Genomic DNA, 24373 nt, shown 5'->3' with positions numbered 1-24373 from the left:
CCGACCGCGCGCACCTGCGGTGATCCGGCATCGGCGCGGCGGGCAACCTCTCGCCGGGTGGCTGCGTCCATGGCAGGCGTAAGGGGGGAGAGCCCATGACATCGGGAACCACGCTGCCCGGGCGCGCCACCGCCCGTCCCGCCGGCCGTCCCGAAGGGGCGGCTGCGGTGGTCATCGGGGGCGGTCTCGCGGGTACCACCGCGGCGCTGGCGCTGGCCGACGCCGGGCTGCGGGTCACCCTCGTCGAGGGCCGGCCGCGCCTCGGCGGGCTGGTCTTCTCCTTCCGCCGCGACTCCGCCGCCGGCGAGCTGACCGTCGACAACGGCCAGCACGTCTACCTGCGCTGCTGCACCGCCTACGGCACGCACCTGGCGCGGATCGGCGCGGACGGCCTGGCCCCCGTCCAGGACCGCATGGACGTCCCGGTCCTGGACGCGGACCGCCGGCGGCTCGGCCGGCTGCGGCGGACCGCGCTGCCGGTGCCGCTCCACCTGGCCAGGAGCCTGGCGGTGTACCCGCACCTCTCACCCGCCGAGCGGGCCGGTGTGGTCCGCGCGACGCTGGCGCTCAAGAACCTCGACCCGGCCGATCCCGCGCTGGACGGGCTGGACTTCGGCAGCTGGCTGCGCCGCTACGGCCAGTCGCCGCGCGCCGTGGAAGCGCTCTGGGACCTGGTCGGCATCGCGACGCTCAACGCCACCGCCGGCGACGCCTCGCTGGGGCTGGCCGCCAAGGTCTTCAAGACCGGGCTGCTCTCCGCGCCAGGAGCCGCCGACATCGGCTGGTCCCGGGTCCCGCTGGGCGCCGTCCACGACACGCTCGCCGGCACCGCGCTGCGCGAGGCCGGCGTCCGGATCTCGCTGCGCACCCGCGCCGCCGTCGTCTCGCCCGCCGACGGCGGCTGGCAGGTCGCGGTGGAGAACGGCCCGCGCGGCAGGGAGACGCTCACCGCGGACACCGTCGTGCTCGCGGTACCCCAGCGCGAGGCGCACGCCCTGCTCCCCGACGGCGCGCTGCCCGGCAAGGACCGGCTGCTGGACATCGGCACCGCGCCGATCCTGAACCTCCATGTCGTCTACGACCGCAAGGTGCTGCGCCGCCCCTTCTTCGCCGCGGTCGGCTCCCCGGTCCAGTGGGTCTTCGACCGGACCGACGCCTCGGGGCTGACCGGGGGCGGGCAGTACCTGGCCGTCTCGCAGTCCGCCGCGCAGCAGGAGATCGACCATCCGGTCGCCGCGCTGCGCGCCCGGTACCTCCCCGAGCTGGAGCGGCTGCTGCCGGCCGCCCGGGGCGCCGGGATCCGCGACTTCTTCGTCACCCGCGAGCGCACCGCGACGTTCGCGCCCACCCCGGGCGTCGGCAGGCTCCGCCCCGCCGCCCGCACCCAAGCCCCCGGCCTGTTCCTGGCCGGTGCGTGGACCGCCACCGGGTGGCCCGCGACCATGGAAAGCGCTGTTCGCAGCGGCACTGCCGCCGCTCGCGAGGCACTCACCGAACTCGGCTTCCCCCAGGGCCAGTTGCCTCAGGAGGCGGCATGACAACGAGTACGAGCGATCGCACGAGCACGAGCATCGGAAACAGAGGAGAAACCGTGACCCCGGCTTCCCCAGCTATCGACACCGCGAGCGTCACCGCGCTGCTGGAGCGCGGGCGCACGCTCGCCACTCCCGTGCTGCGTGCCGCCGTGAACCGGCTCGCCTCTCCCATGGACGCGGTCGCCGCGTACCACTTCGGCTGGATCGACGTCGACGGCCGCCCCACCGCGGGCGACGGCGGCAAGGCGGTGCGGCCCGCGCTCGCGCTGCTGTCGGCCGAGGCCGCGGGCGCCGCCCCCGAGGTCGGGATCCCCGGCGCGGTCGCCGTCGAGCTGGTGCACAACTTCTCGCTGCTGCACGACGACCTCATGGACGGCGACGAGCAGCGCCGGCACCGCGACACGGTCTGGAAGGTGCACGGCCCGGCCCAGGCGATCCTCGTCGGCGACGCGCTGTTCGCGCTGGCCAACGAAATACTGCTGGAGCTCGGCACCGTCGACGCCGGCCGCGCCACCCGCCGACTGACCCTGGCCACCCGCAAGTTGATCGACGGTCAGGCCCAGGACATCTCGTACGAGCACCGCGAGCGGGTCACCGTCGAGGAGTGCCTGGAGATGGAGGGCAACAAGACCGGTGCGCTGCTGGCCTGCGCCGTCTCCATCGGCGCCGTCCTCGGCGGCGCCGACGACCGTACCGCGGACATCCTGGAGAAGTACGGCTACCACCTCGGCCTCGCCTTCCAGGCCGTCGACGACCTGCTCGGCATCTGGGGCGACCCGGAGTCCACCGGCAAGCAGACCTGGAGCGACCTGCGCCAGCGCAAGAAGTCGCTGCCGGTCGTGGCCGCACTGGCGGCCGGCGGGTCCGCCTCCGAGCGGCTCGCCCAGATCCTGGCGGCCGACGCCAAGAAGAGCGAGACCGAGATCGCGGACTTCACCGAGGAGGAGTTCGCCTCCCGCGCGGCGCTGATCGAGGAGGCCGGCGGCCGGGAGTGGACCTCCCAGGAGGCCCGCCGCCAGCACGCCACCGCCGTCGCCGCGCTGGACGAGGTCGACATGCCGGAGCAGGTCCGCGCGCAGCTCGTCGCGCTCGCGGACTTCGTCGTCGTACGAGAGAGATGATGGCCATCACCACGCAGTAGCTCGCAGTCGCCGGCCGGTGCCAGCCGGGCGCCGGCCGACGGAATCCCTGAACACGCATTGACAGTTCACTGCAGAAGGGGAAGCCATGACAGCGACGACCGACGGAAGCGCCGGGGCGCAGCCGCCCCGGGCCCCCTCGGCCGGCGACGACACCGCCGAGAAGACCGCACCGGCCGCGAAGACCCGCGGAAGTGCGAAGCCCCGCGCGAAGGGGAAGGCCGGCAAGGCCGGCCGGGCACGTACCGCCGTGGTGCAGGACACGGCGGACGCCGCACGGGAGGCGACCGCCCGTGCCACCGACTTCCTGCTCTCCGTCCAGGACCCCGCCGGCTGGTGGAAGGGCGACCTCGAAACCAACGTCACGATGGACGCGGAAGACCTGCTGCTCCGTCAGTTCCTGGGCATCCAGGACCCCAAGCTCACCGACGCCAGCGCCCGCTACATCCGCGGCGAACAGCGCGCGGACGGCACCTGGGCCACCTTCTACGGCGGCCCCGGCGAACTCTCCACCACCATCGAGGCGTACGTGGCGCTGCGGCTCGCCGGGGACGACCCCGAGGCGCCGCACATGGCGAAGGCGTCCGCCTGGGTCCGGGCGCACGGCGGAATCGCCGCCGCCCGCGTCTTCACCCGCATCTGGCTGGCCCTCTTCGGCTGGTGGAAGTGGGACGACCTGCCCGAACTCCCCCCGGAACTCATCTACTTCCCCAAGTGGTTCCCGCTCAGCATCCACGCCTTCGGCTGCTGGGCGCGGCAGACGATAGTGCCGCTGACCATCGTCTCGGCCACACGCCCGGTGCGCCCGGCGCCGTTCGCCCTCGACGAGCTGCACACCGATCGCCGCCGCCCCAACCCGCCGCGCCCGCAGGCGCCCGCCACGACCTGGGAAGGCGTCTTCCAGCGGTTGGACAAGGCGCTGCACGTGTACCACAAGGTCGCGCTGCGCAAGCCGCGTGCCGCGGCGATGCGTTCGGCCGCCCGCTGGATCGTCGAGCGGCAGGAGAACGACGGCTGCTGGGGTGGTATCCAGCCGCCCGCCGTCTACTCCGTCATCGCCCTGCACCTGCTCGGCTACGACCTCGACCACCCCGTGCTGCGCAGCGGCCTGGAGTCCCTGGACCGGTTCGCGGTATGGCGCGAGGACGGCGCCCGGATGATCGAGGCGTGCCAGTCGCCGGTCTGGGACACCTGCCTGGCCACCATCGCGCTGGCCGACGCCGGACTGCCCGCCGACCACCCGCAGTTGGTCAGGGCCGCCGACTGGATGCTCGCCGGGCAGATCGACCGGCCCGGCGACTGGTCCGTCCGCAGGCCCCAACTCCCCTCCGGTGGCTGGGCGTTCGAGTTCCACAACGACAACTACCCGGACATCGACGACACCGCCGAGGTGGTGCTCGCGCTGCGCCGGGTCCGGCACCCGGACCCGCAGCGGGTCGCGGCGGCGGTCGACCGGGCGGTGCGCTGGAGCGCGGGCATGCAGTCGAGGAACGGTGCCTGGGGCGCGTTCGACGCCGACAACACCAGCCCGTTCCCCAACCGGCTGCCGTTCTGCGACTTCGGCGAGGTGATCGACCCGCCGTCGGCCGACGTCACCGCCCATGTCGTCGAGATGCTCGCCGACGTCGGCCGCTCCCACGACCCGCGCACCCGCCGCGGCATCGCCTGGCTGCTGGCCGAACAGGAGCCCGGCGGCGCCTGGTTCGGGCGCTGGGGCACCAACTACGTCTACGGCACAGGGTCGGTACTGCCGGCGCTCGCCGCGGCCGGCGTCCCCGGCTCCCACCCCGCCGTCCGCCGGGCCGTCGGCTGGCTGGAGCGGGTGCAGAACGAGGACGGCGGCTGGGGCGAGGACCAGCGCTCCTACCAGGACAAGGAGAAGTGGGCCGGGCGCGGCGCCTCCACCGCGTCCCAGACCGCCTGGGCGCTGATGGCGCTGCTGGCGGCCGGCGAGCGGGACGGCGAGGCGGTCCGGCGCGGTGTGCGCTGGCTGGTGGAAGCCCAGCTGCCGGACGGCTCCTGGGACGAGCCGTACTTCACCGGTACCGGCTTCCCCTGGGACTTCTCCATCAACTACCACCTCTACCGCCAGGTCTTCCCGCTGACGGCCCTGGGGCGTTATGTCAACGGCGGCCCGGCCGGTGTGCCGGTGGGGGCCTGATGCCGAGACGGTCCCCGCCGGACGCGGATCCGCCGCTGCTGGTCGCCTGCGCGCTCGGCATCGAGCGGTTCGCGCTGCGGGGCGGGGACGCCGGGGGAGCGGATCCTCCCGTGGTCACCCTCCGGACCGGTATGGGCCCCCACGCGGCGGAGCGCGCCATCGCCGCCGCGCTGGCCGCGGGCTCGGCCACCGCGGACTCGCCCGTCGTGGCCAGCGGCTTCTGCGCCGGCCTCGTCGCCGGGATGCGGCCCGGGGACGTGGTCGTCGCCGACGCCACCCGCGACCACCGGGCCGGCGTACCGGACGTGCCGTGCCGGGACAACGGGCCGCTGCTGCGGTCCCTGCGGCAGCGCGGGCTGCGGGTGCACACCGGGCTGCTGCGCGGCTCCGACCATGTGGTGCGCGGCGCGGAGCGGGCCGAGCTGCACGCCCAGGGCGCGGTCGCGGTGGACATGGAGTCCGCCGCCACGCTCCGGGCCGCGGTGCGCGCCGGCCGCCGCCCGGTTGCGGCCGTCCGGGTGGTCGTGGACGCTCCAGAACATGAACTCGTACGCATCGGGACCCTGCGCGGTGGAATATCGGCCTTCCGGGTGCTGCGCTCCGTGGTTCCGGTTCTCTTTGAATGGCACCGTTCTTTGCCGCTCCCCAGGAGGTGAGCCAGATGGCTATGCCGCTCCGCCAGTCCATCCGGGTCGGGACCTATCTCTTTGAACAGAAAGTGCTGCGGAAGCGGGAGAAGTTTCCGCTGATCGTCGAGCTGGAGCCGCTCTTCGCGTGCAATCTGAAGTGCGAGGGCTGCGGGAAGATCCAGCACCCGGCCGGAGTGCTCAAGCAGCGGATGCCGGTGGCGCAGGCGGTGGGAGCGGTGCTGGAATCCGGCGCCCCGATGGTCTCCATCGCCGGCGGCGAGCCTCTGATGCACCCTCAGGTCGACGAGATCGTACGGCAGTTGGTAGCGCGCCGGAAGTACGTCTTCCTGTGCACCAACGCGATGCTGCTGCGCCGCAAGATCGACATGTTCCGGCCCTCGCCGTACTTCGCCTTCGCGGTGCACATCGACGGGATGCGCGAGCGGCACGACGAGTCCGTCGCGAAGGAAGGCGTCTTCGACGAGGCGGTCGAGGCCATCAAGGAGGCCAAGCGGCGCGGCTTCCGGGTCACCACGAACTCCACCTTCTTCAACACCGACACCCCGCAGACGATCATCGAGGTGCTGAACTTCCTCAACGACGACCTGCAGGTCGACGAGATGATGCTGTCGCCCGCCTACGCCTACGAGAAGGCCCCCGACCAGGAGCACTTCCTGGGCGTCGAGCAGACCCGGGAGCTGTTCCGGAAGGCGTTCGCGGGAGGCAACCGCCGGCGCTGGCGGCTCAACCACAGCCCGCTCTTCCTGGACTTCCTGGAGGGCAAGGCGGACTTCCCGTGCACCGCCTGGGCGATCCCCAACTACTCCCTCTTCGGCTGGCAGCGCCCCTGCTACCTGATGAGCGACGGCTATGTCCCCACCTACCGGGAGCTGATCGAGGAGACCGACTGGGACAAATACGGCCGCGGCAAGGATCCGCGGTGCGCCAACTGCATGGCGCACTGCGGCTATGAGCCCACCGCCGTCCTGGCGACCATGACCTCCCTGAAGGAGTCCCTCCGGGCCGCCAGGGAGACCGTCGCGGGAAACCGCGGGTGAGGTGTCGCGGGGTGAACCGGTGACGCCGGGGTCCGCCGGCGTCCCGTCCCGCCCGGCACCCCCGACGCCACCGTCCGCCGAACCACTGGAGGGGGACCGCCCATGACGCTGCTGGAGCAGATCCGCTCGCCCCGCGACCTGAAGGCGCTGCCGGCCGGCCGGCTCAGGGAACTCGCCCTGGAGGCACGGCAGTTCCTGGTGCAGGCGGTAGCCCGCACCGGCGGGCACCTGGGGCCCAACCTGGGGGTGGTCGAGCTGACCATCGCCCTGCACCGGGTGTTCGACTCGCCCACCGACCGGATCCTCTGGGACACCGGCCACCAGTCGTACGTCCACAAGCTCCTGACCGGACGTCAGGACTTTTCCGGGCTGCGGTCCAAGGGCGGGCTGTCCGGCTACCCCGCACGGGCCGAGTCCGCGCACGACGTCATCGAGAACAGCCACGCCTCGACGGTGCTGGGATGGGCCGACGGCCTGGCCAAGGCGCGCCGGCTGCGCGGCACCGACGAGCATGTGGTGGCCGTCATCGGCGACGGGGCGCTGACCGGCGGCATGGCCTGGGAGGCGCTCAACAACATCGCCGCCGCCAAGGACCGCCCGCTGATCATCGTCGTCAACGACAACGAGCGCTCCTACGCGCCCACCATCGGCGGCCTCGCCGACCACCTCGCCACCCTGCGCACCACCGACGGCTACGAGCGCTTCCTGGCCTGGGGCAAGGACGTCCTCCAGCGCACCCCGGTCGTCGGGCAGCCGCTCTACGGATCGCTGCACGGTGCCAAGAAGGGCTTCAAGGACTTCATCGCGCCGCAGGGCATGTTCGAGGACCTGGGGCTGAAGTACGTCGGCCCGATCGACGGCCACGACATCGCGGCCGTCGAATCCGCGCTGCGCCGGGCCGCGGGATTCCACGGCCCGGTGCTGGTCCACTGCCTGACCGAGAAGGGCCGCGGCTGCCGCCCGGCCGTGGAGGACGAGACGGACCGCTTCCACGCCGTCGGGGTGCTGGACCCGCTGACCTGCGCGCCCGCCGTACCGGCCGGTGCGCCGTCCTGGACGTCCGTCTTCGGCGACGAGATGGTCCGGATCGGCGCCGAGCGGGAGGACGTCGTCGTCCTCACCGCGGCCATGCTCCAGCCGCTCGGGCTGGAGCGGTTCGCCGCGGCGTATCCGGACCGGATCTGGGACGTCGGGATCGCCGAGCAGCACGCCGCGGTATCGGCCGCGGGACTGGCCACCGGCGGGCTGCACCCGGTCTTCGCGGTCTACGCCACCTTCCTCAACCGGGCCTTCGACCAGGTCCTGATGGATGCCGCGCTGCACAGGTGCGGCGTCACCTTCGTACTGGACCGCGCCGGCATCACCGGCACCGACGGCGCCTCGCACAACGGCATGTGGGACATGTCGCTGCTGAGCGTCGTACCGGGACTGCGGATCGCCGCACCGCGCGACGCCGACCGGCTCCGCGCCCAGCTGCGGGAGGCCCTGGACGTGGACGACGCGCCGACCGTGCTGCGCTACCCGAAGGAGACGGTGGGCGAGCCCGTTCCGGCGGTGGCGCGGACCGGCGGAACGGACGTGCTGCGGCGGGCCGAGCGGCCGGATGTGCTGCTGGTCGCGGTCGGGGCGATGGCGCCGGCGTGCCTGCGGGCCGCCGAGCTGCTGGCGGACCGCCGCGTGGGCGTCACGGTCGTCGATCCCCGCTGGGTCAAGCCCGTTGACCCGGCGCTCGTCCAACTGGCCGCGGAACACCGCATGGTGGCCGTCGTCGAGGACAACTGCCGTACCGGTGGGGTCGGCTGGATGGTGGCGCAGGCGCTGCGGGACGCGGAGGTGGATGTGCCGCTGCGGACCATCGGCATCCCCGAGCGGTTCCTGCCGCATGCCACCCGCGGTGAGCTGCTGGCCGACCTGGGGCTCACCCCGGCCGGGATCGCCGCCCGGATCGGCGGCGCGCCGGCCGCCCGTGAGGAGAACCCGACATGACCGGATTCGATCTGCGGCAGCTGCTCGCCGAACGCGGCGCAGAGCGCTACGACCTGCACGCCCGCCACCTCAACCACCAGCTGCCGCGGACGCTGCACACCATCGGCTTCGACAAGGTCTACGAGCGGGCCGAGGGCGCCTACTTCTGGGACGCCGACGGACGGGACTACCTGGACATGCTCGCCGGATTCGGGGTGATGGGCCTCGGGCGGCACCACCCCGTCGTCCGGCAGGCCCTGCACGACGTCCTCGACGCCCAGCTGGCCGATCTCACCCGCTTCGACTGCCCGCCGCTGCCCGGTCTGCTGGCCGAGAAGCTGCTCGGACACGCACCCCACCTCGACCGGGTCTTCTTCGGCAACAGCGGGACCGAAGCCGTCGAGACCGCCCTGAAGTTCGCCCGCTACGCCACCGGAAAGCCCCGCGTCCTGTACTGCACCCACGCCTTCCACGGCCTGACCACCGGCTCGCTCTCCGTCAACGGCGAGGACGGCTTCCGGGACGGTTTCGCGCCGCTGCTGCCGGACACCGCCGTGGAGATGGGCGATCTGGCCGCGCTGGAACGGGAGTTGGGGCGCGGCGATGTGGCGGGCTTCATCGTCGAGCCGATCCAGGGCAAGGGCGTACACGCCACACCGCCCGGATTCCTGCGGGCCGCACAGGAGTTGCTGCACCGGCACAAGGCCCTGCTGATCGCCGACGAGGTGCAGACGGGGCTCGGCCGCACCGGCGACTTCTTCGCCTACCAGCACGAGGAGGCGGTGGAGCCGGACCTGGTGTGTGTGGCCAAGGCGCTGTCCGGTGGCTATGTCCCGGTCGGTGCGACCCTCGGCAGGGACTGGATCTTCAAGAAGGTCTACTCGTCCATGGACCGGGTACTGGTGCACTCCGCCAGTTTCGGCGCCAACGCCCAGGCGATGGCGGCGGGCCTCGCGGTGCTCTCGGTGATGGAGGACGAGGGGATCGTGGCCCGGGCCCGGCGTACCGGCGACCTGCTGCGCGAAAGGCTCGCGGCGCTGATCGGCGACTACGAGCTGCTGCACGACGTCCGGGGGCGCGGGCTGATGGTCGGCATCGAGTTCGGCCGCCCCAAGTCCCTCGGCCTGCGCAGCCGTTGGACGATGCTGCAGGCGGCGCGCAAGGGCCTGTTCGCGCAGATGGTCGTGGTGCCGCTGCTCCAGCGCCACCGCATCCTGACCCAGGTCTCCGGCGATCACCTGGAGGTCATCAAGCTGATCCCGCCGCTGACCATCGGCGAACGGGAAGTGGACCGCTTCGTCACGGCGTTCACGGCCGTCATGGACGACGCCCACAGCGGCGGCGGCCTGATGTGGGACTTCGGGCGGACGCTGGTCAAGCAGGCGGTCGCCAACCGCTGACAGCGGGCGTGGGGGACGGGACGGCCGCCGGGGCGACGGTGCGGGCCGTCAACGACAGGACGGCCCGCTGGGCCCGCCAGGCTGTGGGGGAGGGCGGTACGGTCCTGACCGCGACCGGCGCGGCCTGGAGCCGCGTTCCGCATGGCCGGCCGGCCTGCCGCCCGCGCTGCACGGCGAACTCACCGACGATCCGGCCGCCGACCAGGAGGCGATGAACTCCTGGGCGCGCCGGAACACCGGCGGGGCCGTCCAGGAGATGCCCACGCCCGACGGTCCGCTGACCGCCGTACGGGGCGAGGGCGACAGCGGCCCGGACGTCCATCTGCCGCTCACCGCGATGCCGGCACCGGCCGGGGGCGATGCCGGGTCAGCCCTCCAGCAGCCGGTCGCGCAGCCGCTCGCGGGTGGCGGGCGTCAGCTTGAGGCCGTCGGAGAGGTAGGACTCGGTCGAGCCCCAGGTCTCCTCGATCGCGGCGAAGGCGGCCGAGAGATAGTCCGCGTCCGCCCCGAACAGCGGCGAGAGCAGCTCCATGACCTCGGGGGACATCCCCACCGAGGTGCTGTCCGAGCGGCGGATCTTGTAGCGGCGGCTGGGGTCGTTGGACTTGAGGTAGTCCACCTCGATGGCGTCCCGCTCCACGCCGACGGCGAGCAGGGTGACCGCGATGGACAGCCCCGCACGGTCCTTGCCGGCCGCGCAGTGCATCAGCGCCGGCACGCTGTCCTCGGCGAGGGCGTGCAGCACCCGGCTGTGGTCCTCGGTGCGGGTGGTGATGATCTCGCGGTAGGTGTGGGCCATGCGAGCCGCGGCCTTCCCGTCGCCGAGCGCGACCCGCAGGTGGTCGAGTTCGCCGTCGCGCACCATCGTCCAGAACTCGGCGCCGTCGGCCGGGTCGGTGAGCGGGATGTTGACGTTCCGTACGCCGGGGAGCGTGACGTCCGGGCCTTCCAGCTTGATGTCCGAGGCGTTGCGGAAATCGAAGACGGTGTGCAGCCCGAGTCCGGTGAGATAGGCGGCGTCCTCTTCGGTGGCGTGTGCCAGATGACCGCTGCGATAGAGCCTGCCGTACCGGATGCGACGCCCGTCCACGGTCGGCAGCCCGCCCACGTCACGGAAGTTGCGGACCTCCGCGAGCTCGGGCTGGGCCTGGGGGACCTGCGGCGTCTGCTGCGTCACGGGCGCTCCTTGTGGTCGGCCGCCGACGCTGCTCGTCGACGAAGCGTAACTGCTTCGACGATACGACATTGATGCAATAGGCAATCGGAGGCCAACGCTCCGGTGGCGGCGGGCATCATCGTCGATTTAGCGCGCTGGGTGAGCACTGCATGCCCGATTCTTATTCCAACTTGAATGGAATTTGACCTGGTGGCATTAATCACCTCGCGTCAACCCCTGGTTACGGTGGCGTAAGTCACTTCGGAAGGTGAAGTATGTCCTGACGTGGCAGACGATTCGAAGAACAACAGCAACGGCGCGAAAAGCGCCATCGGGTCGTACGCAGCCGTCGGGGACAGCTTCACCGAGGGGGTCGGGGATCCCGGCCGTGACGGGGCGTACATCGGTTGGGCGGACCGGCTGGCGGTCCTGCTCTCTGACCAGCGGAACGAGGGGGACTTCCGCTACGCGAACCTCGCCGTCCGGGGGCGGCTGCTCGACCAGATCGTCGAGGAGCAGGTGCCCCGGGCCCAGCAGCTCGCCCCCGAGCTGGTGACGTTCTGCGCCGGGGGGAACGACATCCTGCGGCCCGGTTCGGACCCGGACGCGGTGGCCGAACGGTATGAGGCGGCGGTCGTGGATCTGCGCGAGTCGGTCGGGACGGTGCTGCTGTGCACCGGCTTCGACACCCGCGGGGTCCCGGTCCTCAAGCATCTGCGCGGCAAGATCGCCACCTACACCGCCCATGTGCGGGCCATCGCCGACCGGCACGACTGCCCGGTGCTCGACCTGTGGTCGCTGAAGTCCGTGCAGGACCGGCGGGCGTGGAGTGACGACCGGCTGCACCTGTCCGCCGACGGGCACACCCGGGTGGCGCTGCGCGCCGCGCAGGTGCTGGGGCTGACGGTGCCGGCCGACCCGGACCAGCCGTGGCCTCCGGAGGCGGAGCGGTCGGCCGCCGAGGCGCGGCGGGACAACATCCACTGGGCGCGCGAGCACCTCGTGCCCTGGATCGGCCGCCGGCTGCGCGGTGAGTCCTCCGGCGACCACGTCGAGCCCAAGCGGCCGGACCTGCTGCCGCTGTAGCACCCCGCCGCACGGGAAGGCGCTCCCGTACGAGAAGGCCCCGATGTCCGCCCTGACGGCGGCGCGGGGCCTCAGTGCATCGTGCCGCGGTACGGAAGATCGGCCCAGACGACCTGGCCCCGGCCGCCGTCGTCGGGCCGGGTGCCCCAGCTGTCGGACAGCGCGCCGACCAGGAACAGGCCGCGTCCGCCCTCCTGGTCGAGGCTGCCCGGCTGGGCGTGCGGCGAGGCTGCCCCGGGGCCGCCCTCGTCGGTGATCTCTATCCGTATGTGCACGCCGACGACGGTGACCTCGCAGCCGACCTTCTCGCTGTCGGTGTGCCGGACCGCGTTGGTGAACAGCTCGGTGACCACCAACTCCACGTCGTCGCGGACCTGTTCATCCGCACCCCACTCGCGCAGCAGCGTGCTGACGCGCCTGCGCGCCTCGGGCACGGACGTACATCGCGCCGGCAAGTGGAACGCGTCCTGCGGGCTCTGGGCGAGGAATCCGCCGCATCGCCCTAACGAGGGAGCGTTTTTGTAGGAAGCCACGACATAACTATGTGCGATGTTGGTCACCGTTGGCAAGGATCACTCTGTAATTTGCAGAATTGAAAGTGCAGTCTGTTCGAGCTGATGACGGCATGACACACTGCTGAACACTGAAGCTGGTTGGAGGGGATGGGACGTGGCGGACCCACGGTCTGCAGGAGCACCGACCGTCCTGCGGGTGGTGCTCGGCAAGCGACTGCAGGATCTGCGGGAGAAGGCGGGGCTCTCCTTCGAGCGGGCCGCCGCGGCGCTGGATGTGACCCACGCCACGATAAGGCGGATGGAGAAGGCCGAGGTCGGCCTCAAACTCCCCTACGTCGAAAAGCTGTTGGCGACCTACGGCGTCACCGACGAAGCGGAGATCGAGGGCTTCCTCTCCCTCGCCCGCGAGGCCAACCGGCCCGGCTGGTGGCACCGCTTCCGCGACGTACTCCCCGAGTGGTTCAGCGCGTTCGTCAGCCTGGAGAGCGAGGCCAACCTCCTGCGCTCCTACCAACCGCACTACGTCCCCGGGCTGTTGCAGACCGAGGACTACGCCGCCGCCGTGCTGCGCGCCGGCATGCCGCATGCCGCCCCCGCCGACATCGACCGGATCGTCGCGCTGCGCATGGAGCGGCAGGCGCTGCTGACCCGTGACAGCGCGCCGATGCTCTGGTCGGTGATGGACGAGACCGTGCTGCGGAGGCCCATCGGCGGTCCCAAGGTGATGCGCGATCAGATCTCCCGGCTGATGGAGGCCACCGAGCTGCCCAACGTGCGGCTCCAGGTGATGCCCTTCGCCGCGGGCCCGCACCCCGCCATGTACGGACCGTTCCACATCTTCCGCTTCCCGATCCCGGAGCTTCCGGACATCGCGTATGCGGAAAGCCTCGTCGGAGCCGTGTACTTCGACCAGCGCAACGACGTCTCGCAGTACCTGGAGGCCCTGGACCGGATGTGTGCGCAGGCCGCGCCGGCACACGCGACCGAGGCCATTCTGGGTGGCTTTCGCAAGGAGATCTGAACCCCCCATGGATCGCATACGTATCTACAACGGCATGCCCGCCAACGAACTCGGCAGCGAGGGCTGGCACAAGCCGTGGAGCGGCGGAAACGGCGGAGAGTGCCTGGAGGCCATGCGCCTTCGGGACGGCCGGGTCGCGCTGCGCCAGTCCACCGACCCGGACGGTCCCGCACTGATCTACACGCATCGCGAGATGGTCAGTTTCATCGAGGGCGCGAAGGCCGGCCACGCCGACTTCCTGCTCTCCGTCGCGCCGTGCCCGGCGCACTGAGGGAGGATGCCGTGAGCGACCAGCACAGCATTCCGGAGGCGGCCCGGTCCGACGTACCGGAGATCGGGCCGTACGCCCCCGGCCCCGAGCACCTGGGCTTCTCCGCCGAGGAGATCGACACCAGCCGTCCGCATCCTGCCCGGATGTACGACTACTTCCTGGGCGGCTGGGACAACTACGAGGTCGACCGGGTCGCCGCCGACCGGGTCATCGAGGTGCATCCCCAGGTGCGGGACAGCGTCCGCGCCAACCACGCCTTCGTCCAGCGCGCGGTCCGCACGGTGGTCGCGTCCGGCATCCGGCAGTTCGTCGAGATCGGCACCGGCATCCCCACCTCGCCCAACGCCCATGAGGTGGCGCGGGAGACGGCACCCGACACCCGGGTGGTGTACGTGGAGAGCGACCCGATCGTCGCCACCCACGCCCGGGCCCGGCTCGCCAACACCCCCGAGACCGGATTCGTCCTGGGCGACATCCGCGACGCCAAGGCGCTGCTCGACCATCCGGTGGTCCGCGAACTGATCGACTTCGACCGGCCGGTGGGACTGCTGATCGGCGGCGTCATGGACTTCATCGCGGACGAGGACAACCCGGCCGGCCTGATCGCCCGGCTCGCCGAAGCGGTGCCGGCCGGCAGTCATCTGGTGCTCTCGCACGGGACCCACGAGCCCTACGAGGGATACCCGCAGGGCCGCACCGACGAGGTGGCGCGGTCGAACGTGGAGGACGTCTACAAAAGCGCCAGCACTCCGCTGGTGCTGCGGACGAAGTCCCAGATCGCCGCGATCCTCGGGCCGTTCGCGCCCCTGGAGCCGGGCATCGTCCGGGTCCCGCTCTGGCGACCGGACGGTCCGGTGCCCTCTCCGGAAGAGCTCAACAACACCATTTTCTACGGTGCGGTGGGGCGTAAGGACTGAACCGCCCCGGCCGGCGCCGGCGCCCCTGCCGCGATCCGGCCCGCCGCGGGCAGGGGCGCGGGCGCAGCGCGCCGCGGATGCCGCCGTCGTGGAGATCGCCCAGCTCGGCGCGGACGAAGTGGCAGCGCCGGACCGTGCCGTCGCCGTCCACCGGGATCACCGACTCGCCCGCGCGGCACGGGAGTCCGGCGCTCCGGTGCGGAGGGCGGCTGTACGGGAAGAGCGGGTCCGAACCGGACGGCACCCACCGCACGTATCGGCTGCGGGTGCCGCCGTGGACGCCTACGGCCCAGGAGGGCTTGTTCGGACCTTCGAGCGGGGGCGGAGGGCTATGCGCCGGCAGTGGAGACCTGGGCGTCGGCCGCGGCCGGCACCGGTGACGGGGGAGAAGGGGTGAGCACGGCGCGCAGTGCGGCCCGGCCGACGAGGGCGGTGTGGGTGCCCTCCGCGGTGCAGGCGTAGGCGCCCGCGACGGCGCCCAGGCGTGCGCACTCCTCCAGGTCCCGGCCCCTGCGCCGCCCGTAGAGGAATCCGCAGGTGAAGGCGTCGCCGGCGCCGTTGCTGTCCACGACGGGGGCGGGCGGGACCGCGGCGGGCACCAGACGCGGGGTGCGGTCCTCGGGCGTGAGGAGGTAGGCACCGCCGGCGCCGGCCGTGGCGATCACCGCTTCGGCGCGGCCGTCGCGGAGGATCTCCCGCATGACGGAGCTGATCCGCTCCCCGGCGCCGACCGTGCTGAGGAAGACCAGGTCCGAACGGAGCGCGAAGTCGCGGTGGTGTTCGGTGAGGCCGTCCCAGTCGTGCAGGTCCGTGGAGACGGGCAGCCCCAGTGCCTCGATGTCGTCGTACAGGAAGCGGGCGAAGTGGGTGATGGACAGATGGACGTGCCGGGTGCGGCGCAGGAGCGGGAGGTAGTGCTCCGGCGGCATCCGCAGATCGAGCGGGTCGCGGGCGTCGTAGAAGGACATCCGACGGCCGTCGGGGGAAACGAGGTTGACGGCCCGCCGGGTGCCGTGCGGAGAGATCAGCGGATGGAAGTCGACACCGCTGCCGGCGAGGCGCTCGCGGATCAGGCTGCCTGGATGGTCGTCGCCGAGGAAGTCGACGAATCCGGTGGTGAGCCCCAGCGCCGCGCAGCCGAGCGCGACACCGGTGCCCGTGTGCCCCGCGTCTTCGCGGATCGGCGGCACTCCGTGGCTGTCGGCGGGCGGTACGGGCAGTGCATCGACCCGCACGGTGGTGTCCACGCCCGATCCGCCGACGACGAGGACGTCATATGGCTCAGATTCCTGCTCGAAGGTCACAAGCGTCCCTGAATCCCTTGCTGAAGAGACGAATCCCGTTGCTGGTGGGAGCGGCTGCGGGCGCGGCGCGCCCGCTGTCGGGAGTGTAGACGCACAGTCGCCGCATATCGGGATTGTCAGGGACGGGTGTGACCCGCGGGAGGGACGGGGGTGCGCCGAAACCTGTGGGGCGGCGCGGCGCCCGGAGGCGAGCGGGTGCGGCGGCGCGGCTGACGGTGTGTGATGCGCGGTGCGGGGCCCGTGCCGGAGCCGCGGAAGGGCTCTACTCGGCGGCGGGAAGGGGGCGTTGGGACGGTCGTTGCCGGGATGCGGAGGGCGCTGAAGCCTGCGGACCGTCAGGGATCGAGGTCCCGGGAACGGTGGCCGGGGGCCGACCGGCCGGCAGCGCAGCTTCGGCGACCGCCGGTATCCGACGCTCAGCGTCACCCGACCGGTCCTGGACGCCGTGGTCCGCGAACGCGCACTGCGGGCGGCGGCCGGCTCACCGCCCCGCCCTCCCGCCTGATGGCCCCGCGCATCCTCCCGCGCACCGTCTCCTGCCCCGCCGCGCAGGCCGGCAGCCGCCGTCGAACGTGCCTGCCACCGGGACCTGCCGGGCCGGCCCCGGTTCGGAGCGGGCCCCGGTCCCCGGAGCGGCCGGTTGCCGGACGGCGGCGGAGGAGGGAGCGGGGCCGGGCCCGGCCCCGACAGGGGGACGGAGGGGGCGGCAGGTAACCGGGGTGAGTGGGGGTGGCGCGTGTACGGGGTCGGGCGGGGCGGGTGCTCGCGCCGTGGCTGCCCGGGGCGCCGCCGGTGCGATTCGGCGCCGCGGCACTCGGTTCCGTTCCGTTCTCGTTCTCACCCGAATGGCCGCGTCCGAGTTGCGGTATGCATCCGGGGGTCGCAAGGGTCGAGGTGCCGTAGCGGTCGGTCGGCACGGGGCCGCAGTGCGCCCGTGAGCGCCGGACACCTACGGCCGACCGGGACGGCGGACCGGGGCAGCGGAGCGGCACGGCGGGCCCGAAGGGGGATGCCTGACACGGAGGGGGCACGTCTGACGCGGCGCAGCTCACACCGCTGACCGGAATGTCGCGGCAGGTCGCGCGGTTGGTATCGGAGGGCGATGGTGTTGAGTCCGGGGGCCGCGTGCACCGCCGTACGGCGGTGCGGGGCGGCTCGGGCGTGCCGGAACCCTCCGCTCACCCGGCCCGTTCACTTCGCGACCGCCCCGACCATGGAGGTGCCGTGACCGCATCCCGACCCCGTCGTTCGCCGCTCACCGCGCTGCGCCCCGCGAGCTTCGGCGCCGAGCCCACCGGGGAGCGGCTGGCCAGGATGCGCAGTTCGCCGCAGTTCGTGGACGGGCAGTTCCGCAATCCGGCGCCCACCCGGCAGTTGCTCCGGGGTGCCGCGCTGCCGATGGCCCGTACGCAGCTGAGCCGTGAGGGCCGGTTGCGGCGGGCACCGGTGGGCCGGATCCCGGTGTACCGCCCGACCGCCGCGGACTGGGGCCGCCCGCCCGCCTCCGGGCTGCGGATCACCTGGATGGGGCATTCGAGCGTGCTCGCAGAGATCGACGGCCATCGGGTGCTCTTCGACCCGGTCTGGGGTGAGCGCTGCTCCCCCTTCAGCTGGGCCGGGCCCAAGCGGCTGCATCCGGTGCCGGTGGAGCTGGCGGAGCTGGATCCGGTCGACGCCGTGGTGATCTCGCACGACCACTACGACCACCTCGACATGCCCACGGTCCGGGGCCTGATCCGCTCCGGCGCGGCCTTCGTCGCGCCGCTCGGCATCGGCGCCGACCTGGAGTTCTGGGGTGTCCCCCCGGAGCGCATCACCGAGCTCGACTGGCATGAGTCGACCCGGGTCGGCGGGCTGACGCTGACCGCCACGCCCGCCCAGCACTTCTGCGGGCGCGGCCTGCGCGGCCCGCAGCACACGCTCTGGGCCTCCTGGGTCGTCGCCGGTGCCGAGCACCGGATCTTCCACAGCGGCGACACCGGCTACTTCCCCGGTTTCGCGGAGATAGCGGCACACGGCCCGTTCGACCTGACCATGATCCAGGTCGGCGCGTATTCGGACTTCTGGCCGGACATCCACATGACGCCGGCGCAGGGGGTGCAGTCCCATCTCGACCTCCAGGGCGGCGAGCCCGCCGGGGCGCTGCTGCCGATCCACTGGGGCACCTTCAATCTGGCCCCGCACCCGTGGGCGGAGCCGGCGGAGTGGATGATGTCCGCGGCCCACGAGGCCGGCGTGGCGTCCGTCGCGCCGCGGCCGGGGGAGCCGTTCGAGCCGGCCGACAAGCCGGCCGTGGATCCGTGGTGGCGGGCGGTGGCGGTGCCGCCGGTCCATGGCTGGCCTGCCTGGCCGCCGGTGGCGGCGACCCGGGAGTCCGCGGGGGCGGCGGACGCGTTCGTGGGCGACGACCTCGTCGGCGAGCGGTGACCGCGCGGCGAGGAACACGGAGGGGGCGCAGGGGCACGGAAGGGGATTCGCGGCCGGGGTGGCGTGGCGGTGCGGGGGCGGCCGCCGTCCGGACGTGGTCGTTGCGGTATCAATTCCCCTTCGCTGAACGGGGGTTCGTATCTTTTCGCACTGTCGTGCGCGCCATGCCTACCCAAGGAGGTGGCGTGGGGTAGCGAAACCCCGAAGTGGGTCCGGACACCACCCCCGTACCAACTAGCGTGCGAACTCCGCGAACTGCCAACGGCCGATCCGGAGGGCGCCCATGCCTACCGCACCCCCCCACAGGACCCAGACGTCCCAGGAGGCTCAGAGGTCCCATGGGGGACGGCACGGTCGGGCTTCCTTCCCCGATTCGGCCGCCGACTCGGCGATACGCTCCCGGCTGGTCCGGCTCGCCGCCGTTCCCTGTCTGCTCGTCGCCGTCATCTGCACCGGCGTCGCCGCCTTCGTCGTCCAGAGCGGCGGTGCCCGACTGACCGGCAGGGAATGGCCGGTGCTCACCAGCGGGCTCGTCGTGGTCTGCGTCATCGTGCTGATCGCCGGCGTCGCCGGGAACTCCGAGGCGCGCGCGGTGGTGAACCGCTATGCGCGGCTGCGCCAGGTGTGCGCCCGCAGCCAGTCCGAGCTGTACGACCTCCTCGACCGCGTCCGCCGTGACGAGTGGATCGAGCACCGCGAACCCGAGCCGGTGCCGGAGCCCGGCGGCGACGCCCTCGACCTGCTCGCCCAGGAAGTCGCCGCCGCGGGCCGGGCCGCCGAGGCGGCCGTCATCGACGCGGTGGGCATCGCCCGCTCCAACGCCACCGGGAACGAGCAGAAGCTGGAGGTCTTCGTCAACCTCGCCCGGCGGCTGCAATCCCTGGTGCACCGTCAGATCCAGGTGCTGGACGAGCTGGAGCACCAGGTCGAGGACCCGGACCTGCTCAAGGGCCTGTTCGTCGTCGACCATCTGGCCACCCGGGTCCGCCGGCACGCCGAGAACCTCGCCGTGCTCGGCGGCGCCGTCTCCCGCCGACAGTGGACCCGCCCGATCACCATGACCGAGGTACTGCGCTCCTCGACCGCCGAGGTCGAGCAGTATCCGAGGATCAAGCTGGTGCCGCCGGTGGAGGGCACCCTGCGCGGCACCGCCGTCGCCGATGTCGTCCACCTCCTCGCCGAGCTGGTCGAGAACGCCACCATCTACTCCGCGCCGGAGACGCCGGTCACGGTGCGCGCGCAGCACGTCAAGGCGGGGCTCGCGATCGAGGTCGAGGACCGCGGCCTGGGCATGTCGGCGGAAGAGCAGGACCAGATGAACCGGCTGCTCGCCGACCCCGAGCAGATGGATCTCACCGAGCTGCTGGACGACGGCCGGATCGGTCTCTACGTGGTCTCCTCGCTCGCCCAGCGGCACGGCATCGTCGTCCAGTTGCAGAGCAACATCTACGGCGGCGTGCAGGCCGTGCTGATCCTGCCGCCGTCGCTGCTCGGCGCCAACTCCGCCCAGGTGCGAGACGAGTTCGACGGCTCGGTGGTGCCCCAGGCGTCCCTGGAATACCGCGAAGAACCCGCCGCCGACCAGGGGCGCGCCCCGGGCGACGGGTACGACGAGGGCGGCGCCGGCCCCTCGTACGACGGCGGGGGCGGACGGCACGACGACCTCATCTATCCCGGCGGGGGATTCGACGCGACGACCGACGCCGGTACCGAGGCCGCCCGTATGGTCGCCTATCACCGGGCGATGGCCCGGCTCGCGACCGACGCCGACATCGACGCCGGCGCGATCGAGATCCGGCCGCCGGCCGGCGCCAAGGCCCGCCCGGCCGCGCCCGCCGAGGGCCGTCCCGCCGCGCCCGTCGCCTCCCGCCCGGCCGCGAACGCCGACGGCCGGCCCGCTCCGTCCGCCGACCCGCGTCCGGGTGCCCCCGCCGAGCGCCGGCCCGCGGACCCGGGACCCGTCGTCCTGCCGCCCCCGCCGCCGGTCGACGACGACGCGTCCCGGCCGCGGCTGCCGCGCCGGATCAAGCAGACCCACATCGCGCCCCAACTCCGCGACGACCCGAGGCAGTTGCCCCGCCGCGAGGGGACCGAGCGCATCCACGACCCCAACCTGATGGCCGCCTTCCAGCGCGGTTTCAGCCTCGGGGACCCCAGCTACGCGGCCGGCCTCACCACGGCCGGCCAGACCGCCGCCGTCCCCGGCCACACTCCGGGCCGGGACGGCGGCCCCGCCGACCCCGACCCGCTCTTCGACCCTGACCACGACGCCCCGAAGGCCCGCCCCCGAGGAGACGACCACAACCATGGTGAGTGATGTGCATGCGCAGACGCACGCCGAGTTCCGCGGCAGTCAGCACACCGACCTTTCCTGGCTGCTGACCGGACTCGTACAGCGCGTACCGCACACCCGAAGCGCCGTTCTGCTGTCCTCCGACGGCCTCGTCAAGGCATCCCACGGCTTCGAACCGGATGTCGCCGACCATATGGCGGCGCTGGCCTCCGGTCTGTACTCGCTCGCCCGCAGCGCCGGTGCGCGCTTCGGGGAGGGCAGCGACGTCCTCCAGGTCGTCGTCGAGCTGGAGGAGACCTTCCTGTTCGTCTCGGCCGCCGGCACCGGCGCCTGCCTGGCGGTGCTCGCCGGGCGCGACGCCGACGCCGCGGTGCTCGGCTACGAGATGGGGATGCTCGTCAAGAGCGTCCGGCCGTATCTGTCCACCCCCGCACGCCATCAGGCCCCGGCGGGCGGTCGTTGACCGTGGCCCTGCCTCGCCGACGGTGGCCGGGCGGGCAACCCATGTACGACGGTGCAGCGGGCGAGATGATCCGCCCGTTCACCGTCAGTACCGGCCGGACCCGCCCCACGGCGCAGTTCGACCTGCTGACCCTGGTGCTGGCGACCGGACGGCGGCCCGCCGGCTCCCAGGGGCCCGACCACGTCCGCGTCCTCGGGCTGTGCGACCGGCCGGTCTCGGTCGCCGAGATCGCCGCGCACATACGGCTTCCGGCCGTGGTCACCAAGGTGCTCCTCGCCGACCTCGTCGCCTGCGGCGCGCTCACCGCGCGGGCCCCCGCCGCCGTTTCGGCGGGGGCCGCGTCCCGTACCGACCGTGCGCTGCTGGAGGCGGTGCTGCATGGACTTCGTCAACGACTGTGACCCCCCGGCCACGGGGGAACCCGGACCCGATCCCTTCCCGACCGCGCTCAAGATCCTGGTCGCGGGCGGTTTCGGGGTCGGCAAGACCACCTTCGTCGGTGCGGTGAGCGAGATCGAGCCGCTCAGCACCGAGGAGGTCATCACCCAGATCAGTGTCGGCACCGACGACCTGGCCGGGGTCGAGGAGAAGACCACCACGACCGTCGCGATGGACTTCGGCCGGATCACCCTCGACTCGGACCATGTCCTCTACCTCTTCGGCACGCCCGGTCAGACCCGCTTCTGGTTCCTGTGGAACGAGCTGTCCGACGGCGCGCTCGGCGCGGTCATCCTCGCCGACACCCGGCGCCTCGACCAGTGCTTCGCCGCGGTCGACTTCTTCGAGCGCCGCGGCATCCAATTCATCGTCGCCGTCAACGAGTTCGACGGCTCCCACCACTACGAGCCCGACGAGATCCGGGCCGCAATAGACCTCGCGCCGGAGATCCCCGTCGTCCTCTGCGACGCCCGGCAGTGTTCCTCCGGCACCCATGTCCTGGTGTCCCTCGTCGAGTACCTGCTCACCCCCGCCCTCGCCGCCACCCCGGAGCTACCGTGAACCACCCGGCCCGTTACCCCTTCGCCCATTTCCCCCATTTCCCCGCCTCGCGCTACCCCTCTTCCCGTATCCCTTACGCGTCGTACGACCCGACCCGCCATCTGCTGCTCACGCCGCAGGACGACGAGGCCCCGGCCCGGGTCCGCCGGCTGCGCGAGCTGGGCATCGGCAAGGATCCGCTGCCCGCTTTCGACGACTTCGCGCGCAAGCTCGCGCGCACCACCGATACCCCGTATGCCATGGTCAACTTCATCGACGAGCACGAGCAGTACTTCGCCGGTCTCTACGTACCCGGCCAGGACAAGGCCGTCGAGCTGGGCCCGGCGCCCGCCAGCGGCCGGCCGGGCCGGGTGATGGCCCGCGACCACGGCTACTGTCCGCACGTCGTGGTACGGCGCAAGGCGCTGGTCCTGGAGGACGTCTGCGACTACCCGCGGTTCGCCGGCAACCCCGTCGTCGACGAGCTCGGCATCCGCACCTATATGGGCGCGCCGCTGATCGACCATACGGGGACGACGCTGGGCACCGTCTGCGTGGTCGACCTCGAACCGCGCCCCTGGGGGCGGGAGGGACTGCACACGATCAAGTCGCTGGCCGCCGAACTCGTCGAGCAGATTCACGAGATGGAGCGCCGGCAGAAGGCGTCCGAGTCCGGGGAGTCCTGAACCGGAGCACCCGGCCCCGGGGTCCGTCCGGCCGGCTCCGGGGCCCGGCACGGCGGTGGCCGCGCCCGGCGTCGAGCCGCCGGACGGACCCTAGATCAGGCGCGCGAGCGGCGCCGTCCCGTCCGGCAGCTCCGCCTCCTCCGGCCAGTCGGCCGGATCCCGCCGCACCAGCTCCGCGAGTCGGCTGGACCACTCGCCCTTGGCCTGGCCCAGCGCCAGTTCGCCGAGCCGCAGCAGCTGGATGTCCGAGGTGCCGGCCGGCGCGAAGATGTGGTGCGCGTCGCGCAGGAAGCGCTCCACGGGCCGGTCGGTGAACAGTCCGCAGGCGGCGTGGATGTCCATCGCGTCGCGCGCCGACTCCAGGGCCGACTCCACGTTGACCAGCTTGGCGTTCATCAGCTCCGCGTCGCACGGCAGCCCCTGGTCCAGGAGATGGACCGCGTGGTACGCGGACAGCCGGGCGAGCAGCAACCGGGACTGGATTCGGCCGAGTTTGAGCTTGACGGCGCCCAGGGAGGCCAGCGGTTTTCCGTAGCGCTGCCGCTCGGTGCAGAAGCGCGTGGTCTCGTCCAGCACCGCCTGGTGGATGCCCAGTGACACCGCGGTCAGGTTGGGCCGCCCGTACAGCACGCTGGAGGAGTACGCCACGGACAGGCCGTCGCCCTCCTCGCCCAGCAGATTGGCCGCCGGCACCCGGCAGTCGTCGAAGAACAGCTCGCCGAAGCTGAACCCGTGCAGTCCCATGGTGGGCTGCTCGGCGCCGACCCGGAAGCCGGGGGTACCGGTCTCGACAAGGAAGGCCGACAGGCCCCTGGAACCCTCGCCGGTGCGGACCACCACACCGTGCAGATCGCCGACATGGCTGTTGCCCACGTAGATCTTGCGGCCGTTGAGGACGTAGTCGTCGCCGTCCCGGACCGCGGTGGAGGCCATGCCCAGCACATGGCCGCCGGACTGCGGTTCGGTGACCGCGATGGTCGGCAGGCAGTCGCCCGACGCGATGGCCGGCAGCCAGGTCTTCTTCTGCTCCTCGCTGCCGAAGTGGACGATCTTCGCGACGCCCAGTTGGGACGCCTGCACCATGGCGCCCATCGCGGCGCTGACCCGCGAGATCTCCTCGATGACGAGGGTCTTGGCGACATGGCCCGCGCCCATCCCGCCGTAGGCGCGGTGCACCGTCGCGCCGATCCAGCCCTGCCGGGCGATCAGTCGCGACAGGTCGTGGCAGACCGTGCGGTGCGCCTCCATCTCCGCAATCCGGGGCCGCACCTCGCGCTCGGCGAAGTCCCGCACCCGCTGTCGGAGTGCCTCGTGCCGCTGGTCGGTGAAGTAGCGCTGCAAGGCTAGCCCTCCTCCGCGAACTGGCCCG

The 24373-nt window shown here is 72.3% G+C and carries 22 protein-coding genes and 1 pseudogene; 18 read left to right on the top strand and 5 right to left on the bottom strand.

Going from position 1 to position 24373, the window contains the following annotated elements; genetic code table 11:
• Positions 1-95 precede the first annotated feature (95 nt).
• From hpnE to GR130_RS26695, 7 genes are all read left to right on the top strand, one after another.
• A complete protein-coding gene (gene hpnE, locus GR130_RS26725; protein WP_159507075.1) occupies positions 96-1538 on the top strand; it encodes a hydroxysqualene dehydroxylase HpnE in 1443 nt (480 codons plus the stop codon).
• A 53-nt stretch (positions 1539-1591) separates the two neighbouring features.
• Positions 1592-2656 carry a polyprenyl synthetase family protein gene (locus tag GR130_RS26720; RefSeq protein WP_201305008.1) on the top strand — a complete coding sequence of 355 codons (1065 nt, stop codon included), beginning with the start codon at positions 1592-1594 and terminating at the stop codon, positions 2654-2656.
• 106 nt (positions 2657-2762) lie between these two features.
• On the top strand, positions 2763-4835 hold the full coding sequence (shc, locus tag GR130_RS26715) for a squalene--hopene cyclase (protein ID WP_159507073.1): 2073 nt from the start codon (positions 2763-2765) through the stop codon (positions 4833-4835).
• Complete coding sequence (locus GR130_RS26710; RefSeq protein ID WP_159507072.1) at positions 4835-5491, top strand: phosphorylase family protein; 657 nt, start codon at positions 4835-4837, stop codon at positions 5489-5491. Before shc ends, GR130_RS26710 begins: the two co-directional genes overlap by 1 nt.
• A gap of 5 nt (positions 5492-5496) precedes the next feature.
• Positions 5497-6522 carry an adenosyl-hopene transferase HpnH gene (hpnH, locus tag GR130_RS26705; protein ID WP_159507071.1) on the top strand — a complete coding sequence of 342 codons (1026 nt, stop codon included), beginning with the start codon at positions 5497-5499 and terminating at the stop codon, positions 6520-6522.
• Positions 6523-6624: 102 nt separating this feature from the next.
• Complete coding sequence (dxs, locus tag GR130_RS26700) at positions 6625-8508, top strand: 1-deoxy-D-xylulose-5-phosphate synthase (protein WP_159507070.1); 1884 nt, start codon at positions 6625-6627, stop codon at positions 8506-8508.
• A complete protein-coding gene (locus tag GR130_RS26695; protein WP_159507069.1) occupies positions 8505-9887 on the top strand; it encodes an aspartate aminotransferase family protein in 1383 nt (460 codons plus the stop codon). Before dxs ends, GR130_RS26695 begins: the two co-directional genes overlap by 4 nt.
• 367 nt (positions 9888-10254) lie before the next feature.
• On the opposite strand, the gene GR130_RS26685 is transcribed toward GR130_RS26695, so the two are convergent.
• Positions 10255-11064: a tyrosine-protein phosphatase gene (locus GR130_RS26685; RefSeq protein WP_159507067.1), complete on the bottom strand. Its 810-nt coding sequence runs from the start codon at positions 11062-11064 to the stop codon at positions 10255-10257.
• A 264-nt stretch (positions 11065-11328) separates the two neighbouring features.
• Here GR130_RS26685 and GR130_RS26680 point away from each other — a divergent pair, with 264 nt between their 5' ends.
• Entirely contained in the window at positions 11329-12129 is an 801-nt protein-coding gene (locus tag GR130_RS26680; protein ID WP_159507066.1) for an SGNH/GDSL hydrolase family protein, read from the top strand.
• Positions 12130-12200: 71 nt separating this feature from the next.
• On the opposite strand, the gene GR130_RS26675 is transcribed toward GR130_RS26680, so the two are convergent.
• A complete protein-coding gene (locus GR130_RS26675) occupies positions 12201-12662 on the bottom strand; it encodes an ATP-binding protein (RefSeq protein WP_236573518.1) in 462 nt (153 codons plus the stop codon).
• A gap of 136 nt (positions 12663-12798) precedes the next feature.
• Here GR130_RS26675 and GR130_RS26670 point away from each other — a divergent pair, with 136 nt between their 5' ends.
• The 3 genes from GR130_RS26670 to GR130_RS26660 are packed head-to-tail and all read left to right on the top strand — an operon-like array spanning position 12799 to position 14853.
• On the top strand, positions 12799-13665 hold the full coding sequence (locus GR130_RS26670; RefSeq protein ID WP_159507065.1) for a helix-turn-helix domain-containing protein: 867 nt from the start codon (positions 12799-12801) through the stop codon (positions 13663-13665).
• Positions 13666-13672: 7 nt separating this feature from the next.
• On the top strand, positions 13673-13936 hold the full coding sequence (locus tag GR130_RS26665; protein WP_159507064.1) for a DUF397 domain-containing protein: 264 nt from the start codon (positions 13673-13675) through the stop codon (positions 13934-13936).
• A gap of 11 nt (positions 13937-13947) precedes the next feature.
• Entirely contained in the window at positions 13948-14853 is a 906-nt protein-coding gene (locus GR130_RS26660; RefSeq protein ID WP_159507063.1) for an SAM-dependent methyltransferase, read from the top strand.
• 46 nt (positions 14854-14899) lie between these two features.
• Here the strand turns inward: GR130_RS26660 and GR130_RS40940 are convergent.
• A pseudogene (locus GR130_RS40940) lies at positions 14900-15085 on the bottom strand (STM4011 family radical SAM protein); the annotation flags it as partial.
• On the opposite strand from GR130_RS40940, the gene GR130_RS42035 reads away from it, so the two are divergent.
• Positions 15009-15233: a DUF6745 domain-containing protein gene (locus GR130_RS42035; RefSeq protein WP_443043779.1), complete on the top strand. Its 225-nt coding sequence runs from the start codon at positions 15009-15011 to the stop codon at positions 15231-15233. The pseudogene GR130_RS40940 and the gene GR130_RS42035 sit on opposite strands and share 77 nt — an antisense overlap.
• Here GR130_RS42035 and GR130_RS26650 read toward each other — a convergent pair.
• Positions 15183-16157, bottom strand: coding sequence for a carbohydrate kinase family protein (locus GR130_RS26650; RefSeq protein ID WP_159507062.1), 975 nt, complete (start codon positions 16155-16157; stop codon positions 15183-15185). The two genes, GR130_RS42035 and GR130_RS26650, sit on opposite strands and share 51 nt — an antisense overlap.
• A 1224-nt stretch (positions 16158-17381) precedes the next feature.
• Here GR130_RS26650 and GR130_RS26645 point away from each other — a divergent pair.
• The 6 genes from GR130_RS26645 (at position 17382) to GR130_RS26620 (ending at position 23004) form a co-directional block, all read left to right on the top strand.
• Entirely contained in the window at positions 17382-18584 is a 1203-nt protein-coding gene (locus GR130_RS26645) for an MBL fold metallo-hydrolase (RefSeq protein WP_236573516.1), read from the top strand.
• A 283-nt stretch (positions 18585-18867) separates the two neighbouring features.
• Positions 18868-20901: a sensor histidine kinase gene (locus GR130_RS26640; protein ID WP_159507061.1), complete on the top strand. Its 2034-nt coding sequence runs from the start codon at positions 18868-18870 to the stop codon at positions 20899-20901.
• Positions 20891-21340 (top strand): roadblock/LC7 domain-containing protein, encoded by a 450-nt coding sequence (locus tag GR130_RS26635; RefSeq protein ID WP_159507060.1) that lies wholly within the window; start codon positions 20891-20893, stop codon positions 21338-21340. The genes GR130_RS26640 and GR130_RS26635 overlap by 11 nt, the downstream gene beginning before the upstream one ends.
• Positions 21341-21381: 41 nt before the next feature.
• Positions 21382-21741, top strand: a complete 360-nt coding sequence (locus GR130_RS26630; RefSeq protein WP_159507059.1) for a DUF742 domain-containing protein — start codon at positions 21382-21384, stop codon at positions 21739-21741.
• Complete coding sequence (locus tag GR130_RS26625) at positions 21719-22339, top strand: GTP-binding protein (RefSeq protein WP_159507058.1); 621 nt, start codon at positions 21719-21721, stop codon at positions 22337-22339. Before GR130_RS26630 ends, GR130_RS26625 begins: the two co-directional genes overlap by 23 nt.
• Before the next feature lie 68 nt (positions 22340-22407).
• Positions 22408-23004 carry a GAF domain-containing protein gene (locus tag GR130_RS26620; protein WP_159510236.1) on the top strand — a complete coding sequence of 199 codons (597 nt, stop codon included), beginning with the start codon at positions 22408-22410 and terminating at the stop codon, positions 23002-23004.
• 90 nt (positions 23005-23094) lie between these two features.
• On the opposite strand, the gene GR130_RS26615 is transcribed toward GR130_RS26620, so the two are convergent.
• The gene (locus tag GR130_RS26615) at positions 23095-24345 is read right to left on the bottom strand and encodes an acyl-CoA dehydrogenase family protein (protein ID WP_159507057.1); all 1251 of its coding nucleotides are present in this window, start codon (positions 24343-24345) and stop codon (positions 23095-23097) included.
• Positions 24346-24373: the final 28 nt, after the last annotated feature.

Origin of the sequence: Streptomyces sp. GS7 (genome assembly GCF_009834125.1) — a bacterium.
Classification (GTDB): domain Bacteria; phylum Actinomycetota; class Actinomycetes; order Streptomycetales; family Streptomycetaceae; genus Streptomyces.
Note: the sequence above shows the minus strand (reverse complement) of the source record. Positions and strands in the feature narration are given on the sequence as shown.

What these genes read in the sequence shown, in the direction of transcription:
- GR130_RS26625 (WP_159507058.1), top strand. Translation starts at nt 21,719, where the DNA reads ATGGACTTCGTCAACGACTGTGACCCCCCGGCCACGGGGGAACCCGGA.
- GR130_RS26665 (WP_159507064.1), top strand. Translation starts at nt 13,673, where the DNA reads ATGGATCGCATACGTATCTACAACGGCATGCCCGCCAACGAACTCGGC.
- GR130_RS26695 (WP_159507069.1), top strand. Translation starts at nt 8,505, where the DNA reads ATGACCGGATTCGATCTGCGGCAGCTGCTCGCCGAACGCGGCGCAGAG.
- hpnE (WP_159507075.1), top strand. Translation starts at nt 96, where the DNA reads ATGACATCGGGAACCACGCTGCCCGGGCGCGCCACCGCCCGTCCCGCC.
- GR130_RS26710 (WP_159507072.1), top strand. Translation starts at nt 4,835, where the DNA reads ATGCCGAGACGGTCCCCGCCGGACGCGGATCCGCCGCTGCTGGTCGCC.
- hpnH (WP_159507071.1), top strand. Translation starts at nt 5,497, where the DNA reads ATGGCTATGCCGCTCCGCCAGTCCATCCGGGTCGGGACCTATCTCTTT.
- GR130_RS26635 (WP_159507060.1), top strand. Translation starts at nt 20,891, where the DNA reads ATGGTGAGTGATGTGCATGCGCAGACGCACGCCGAGTTCCGCGGCAGT.
- dxs (WP_159507070.1), top strand. Translation starts at nt 6,625, where the DNA reads ATGACGCTGCTGGAGCAGATCCGCTCGCCCCGCGACCTGAAGGCGCTG.
- GR130_RS26640 (WP_159507061.1), top strand. Translation starts at nt 18,868, where the DNA reads ATGCCTACCGCACCCCCCCACAGGACCCAGACGTCCCAGGAGGCTCAG.
- shc (WP_159507073.1), top strand. Translation starts at nt 2,763, where the DNA reads ATGACAGCGACGACCGACGGAAGCGCCGGGGCGCAGCCGCCCCGGGCC.
- GR130_RS26630 (WP_159507059.1), top strand. Translation starts at nt 21,382, where the DNA reads ATGTACGACGGTGCAGCGGGCGAGATGATCCGCCCGTTCACCGTCAGT.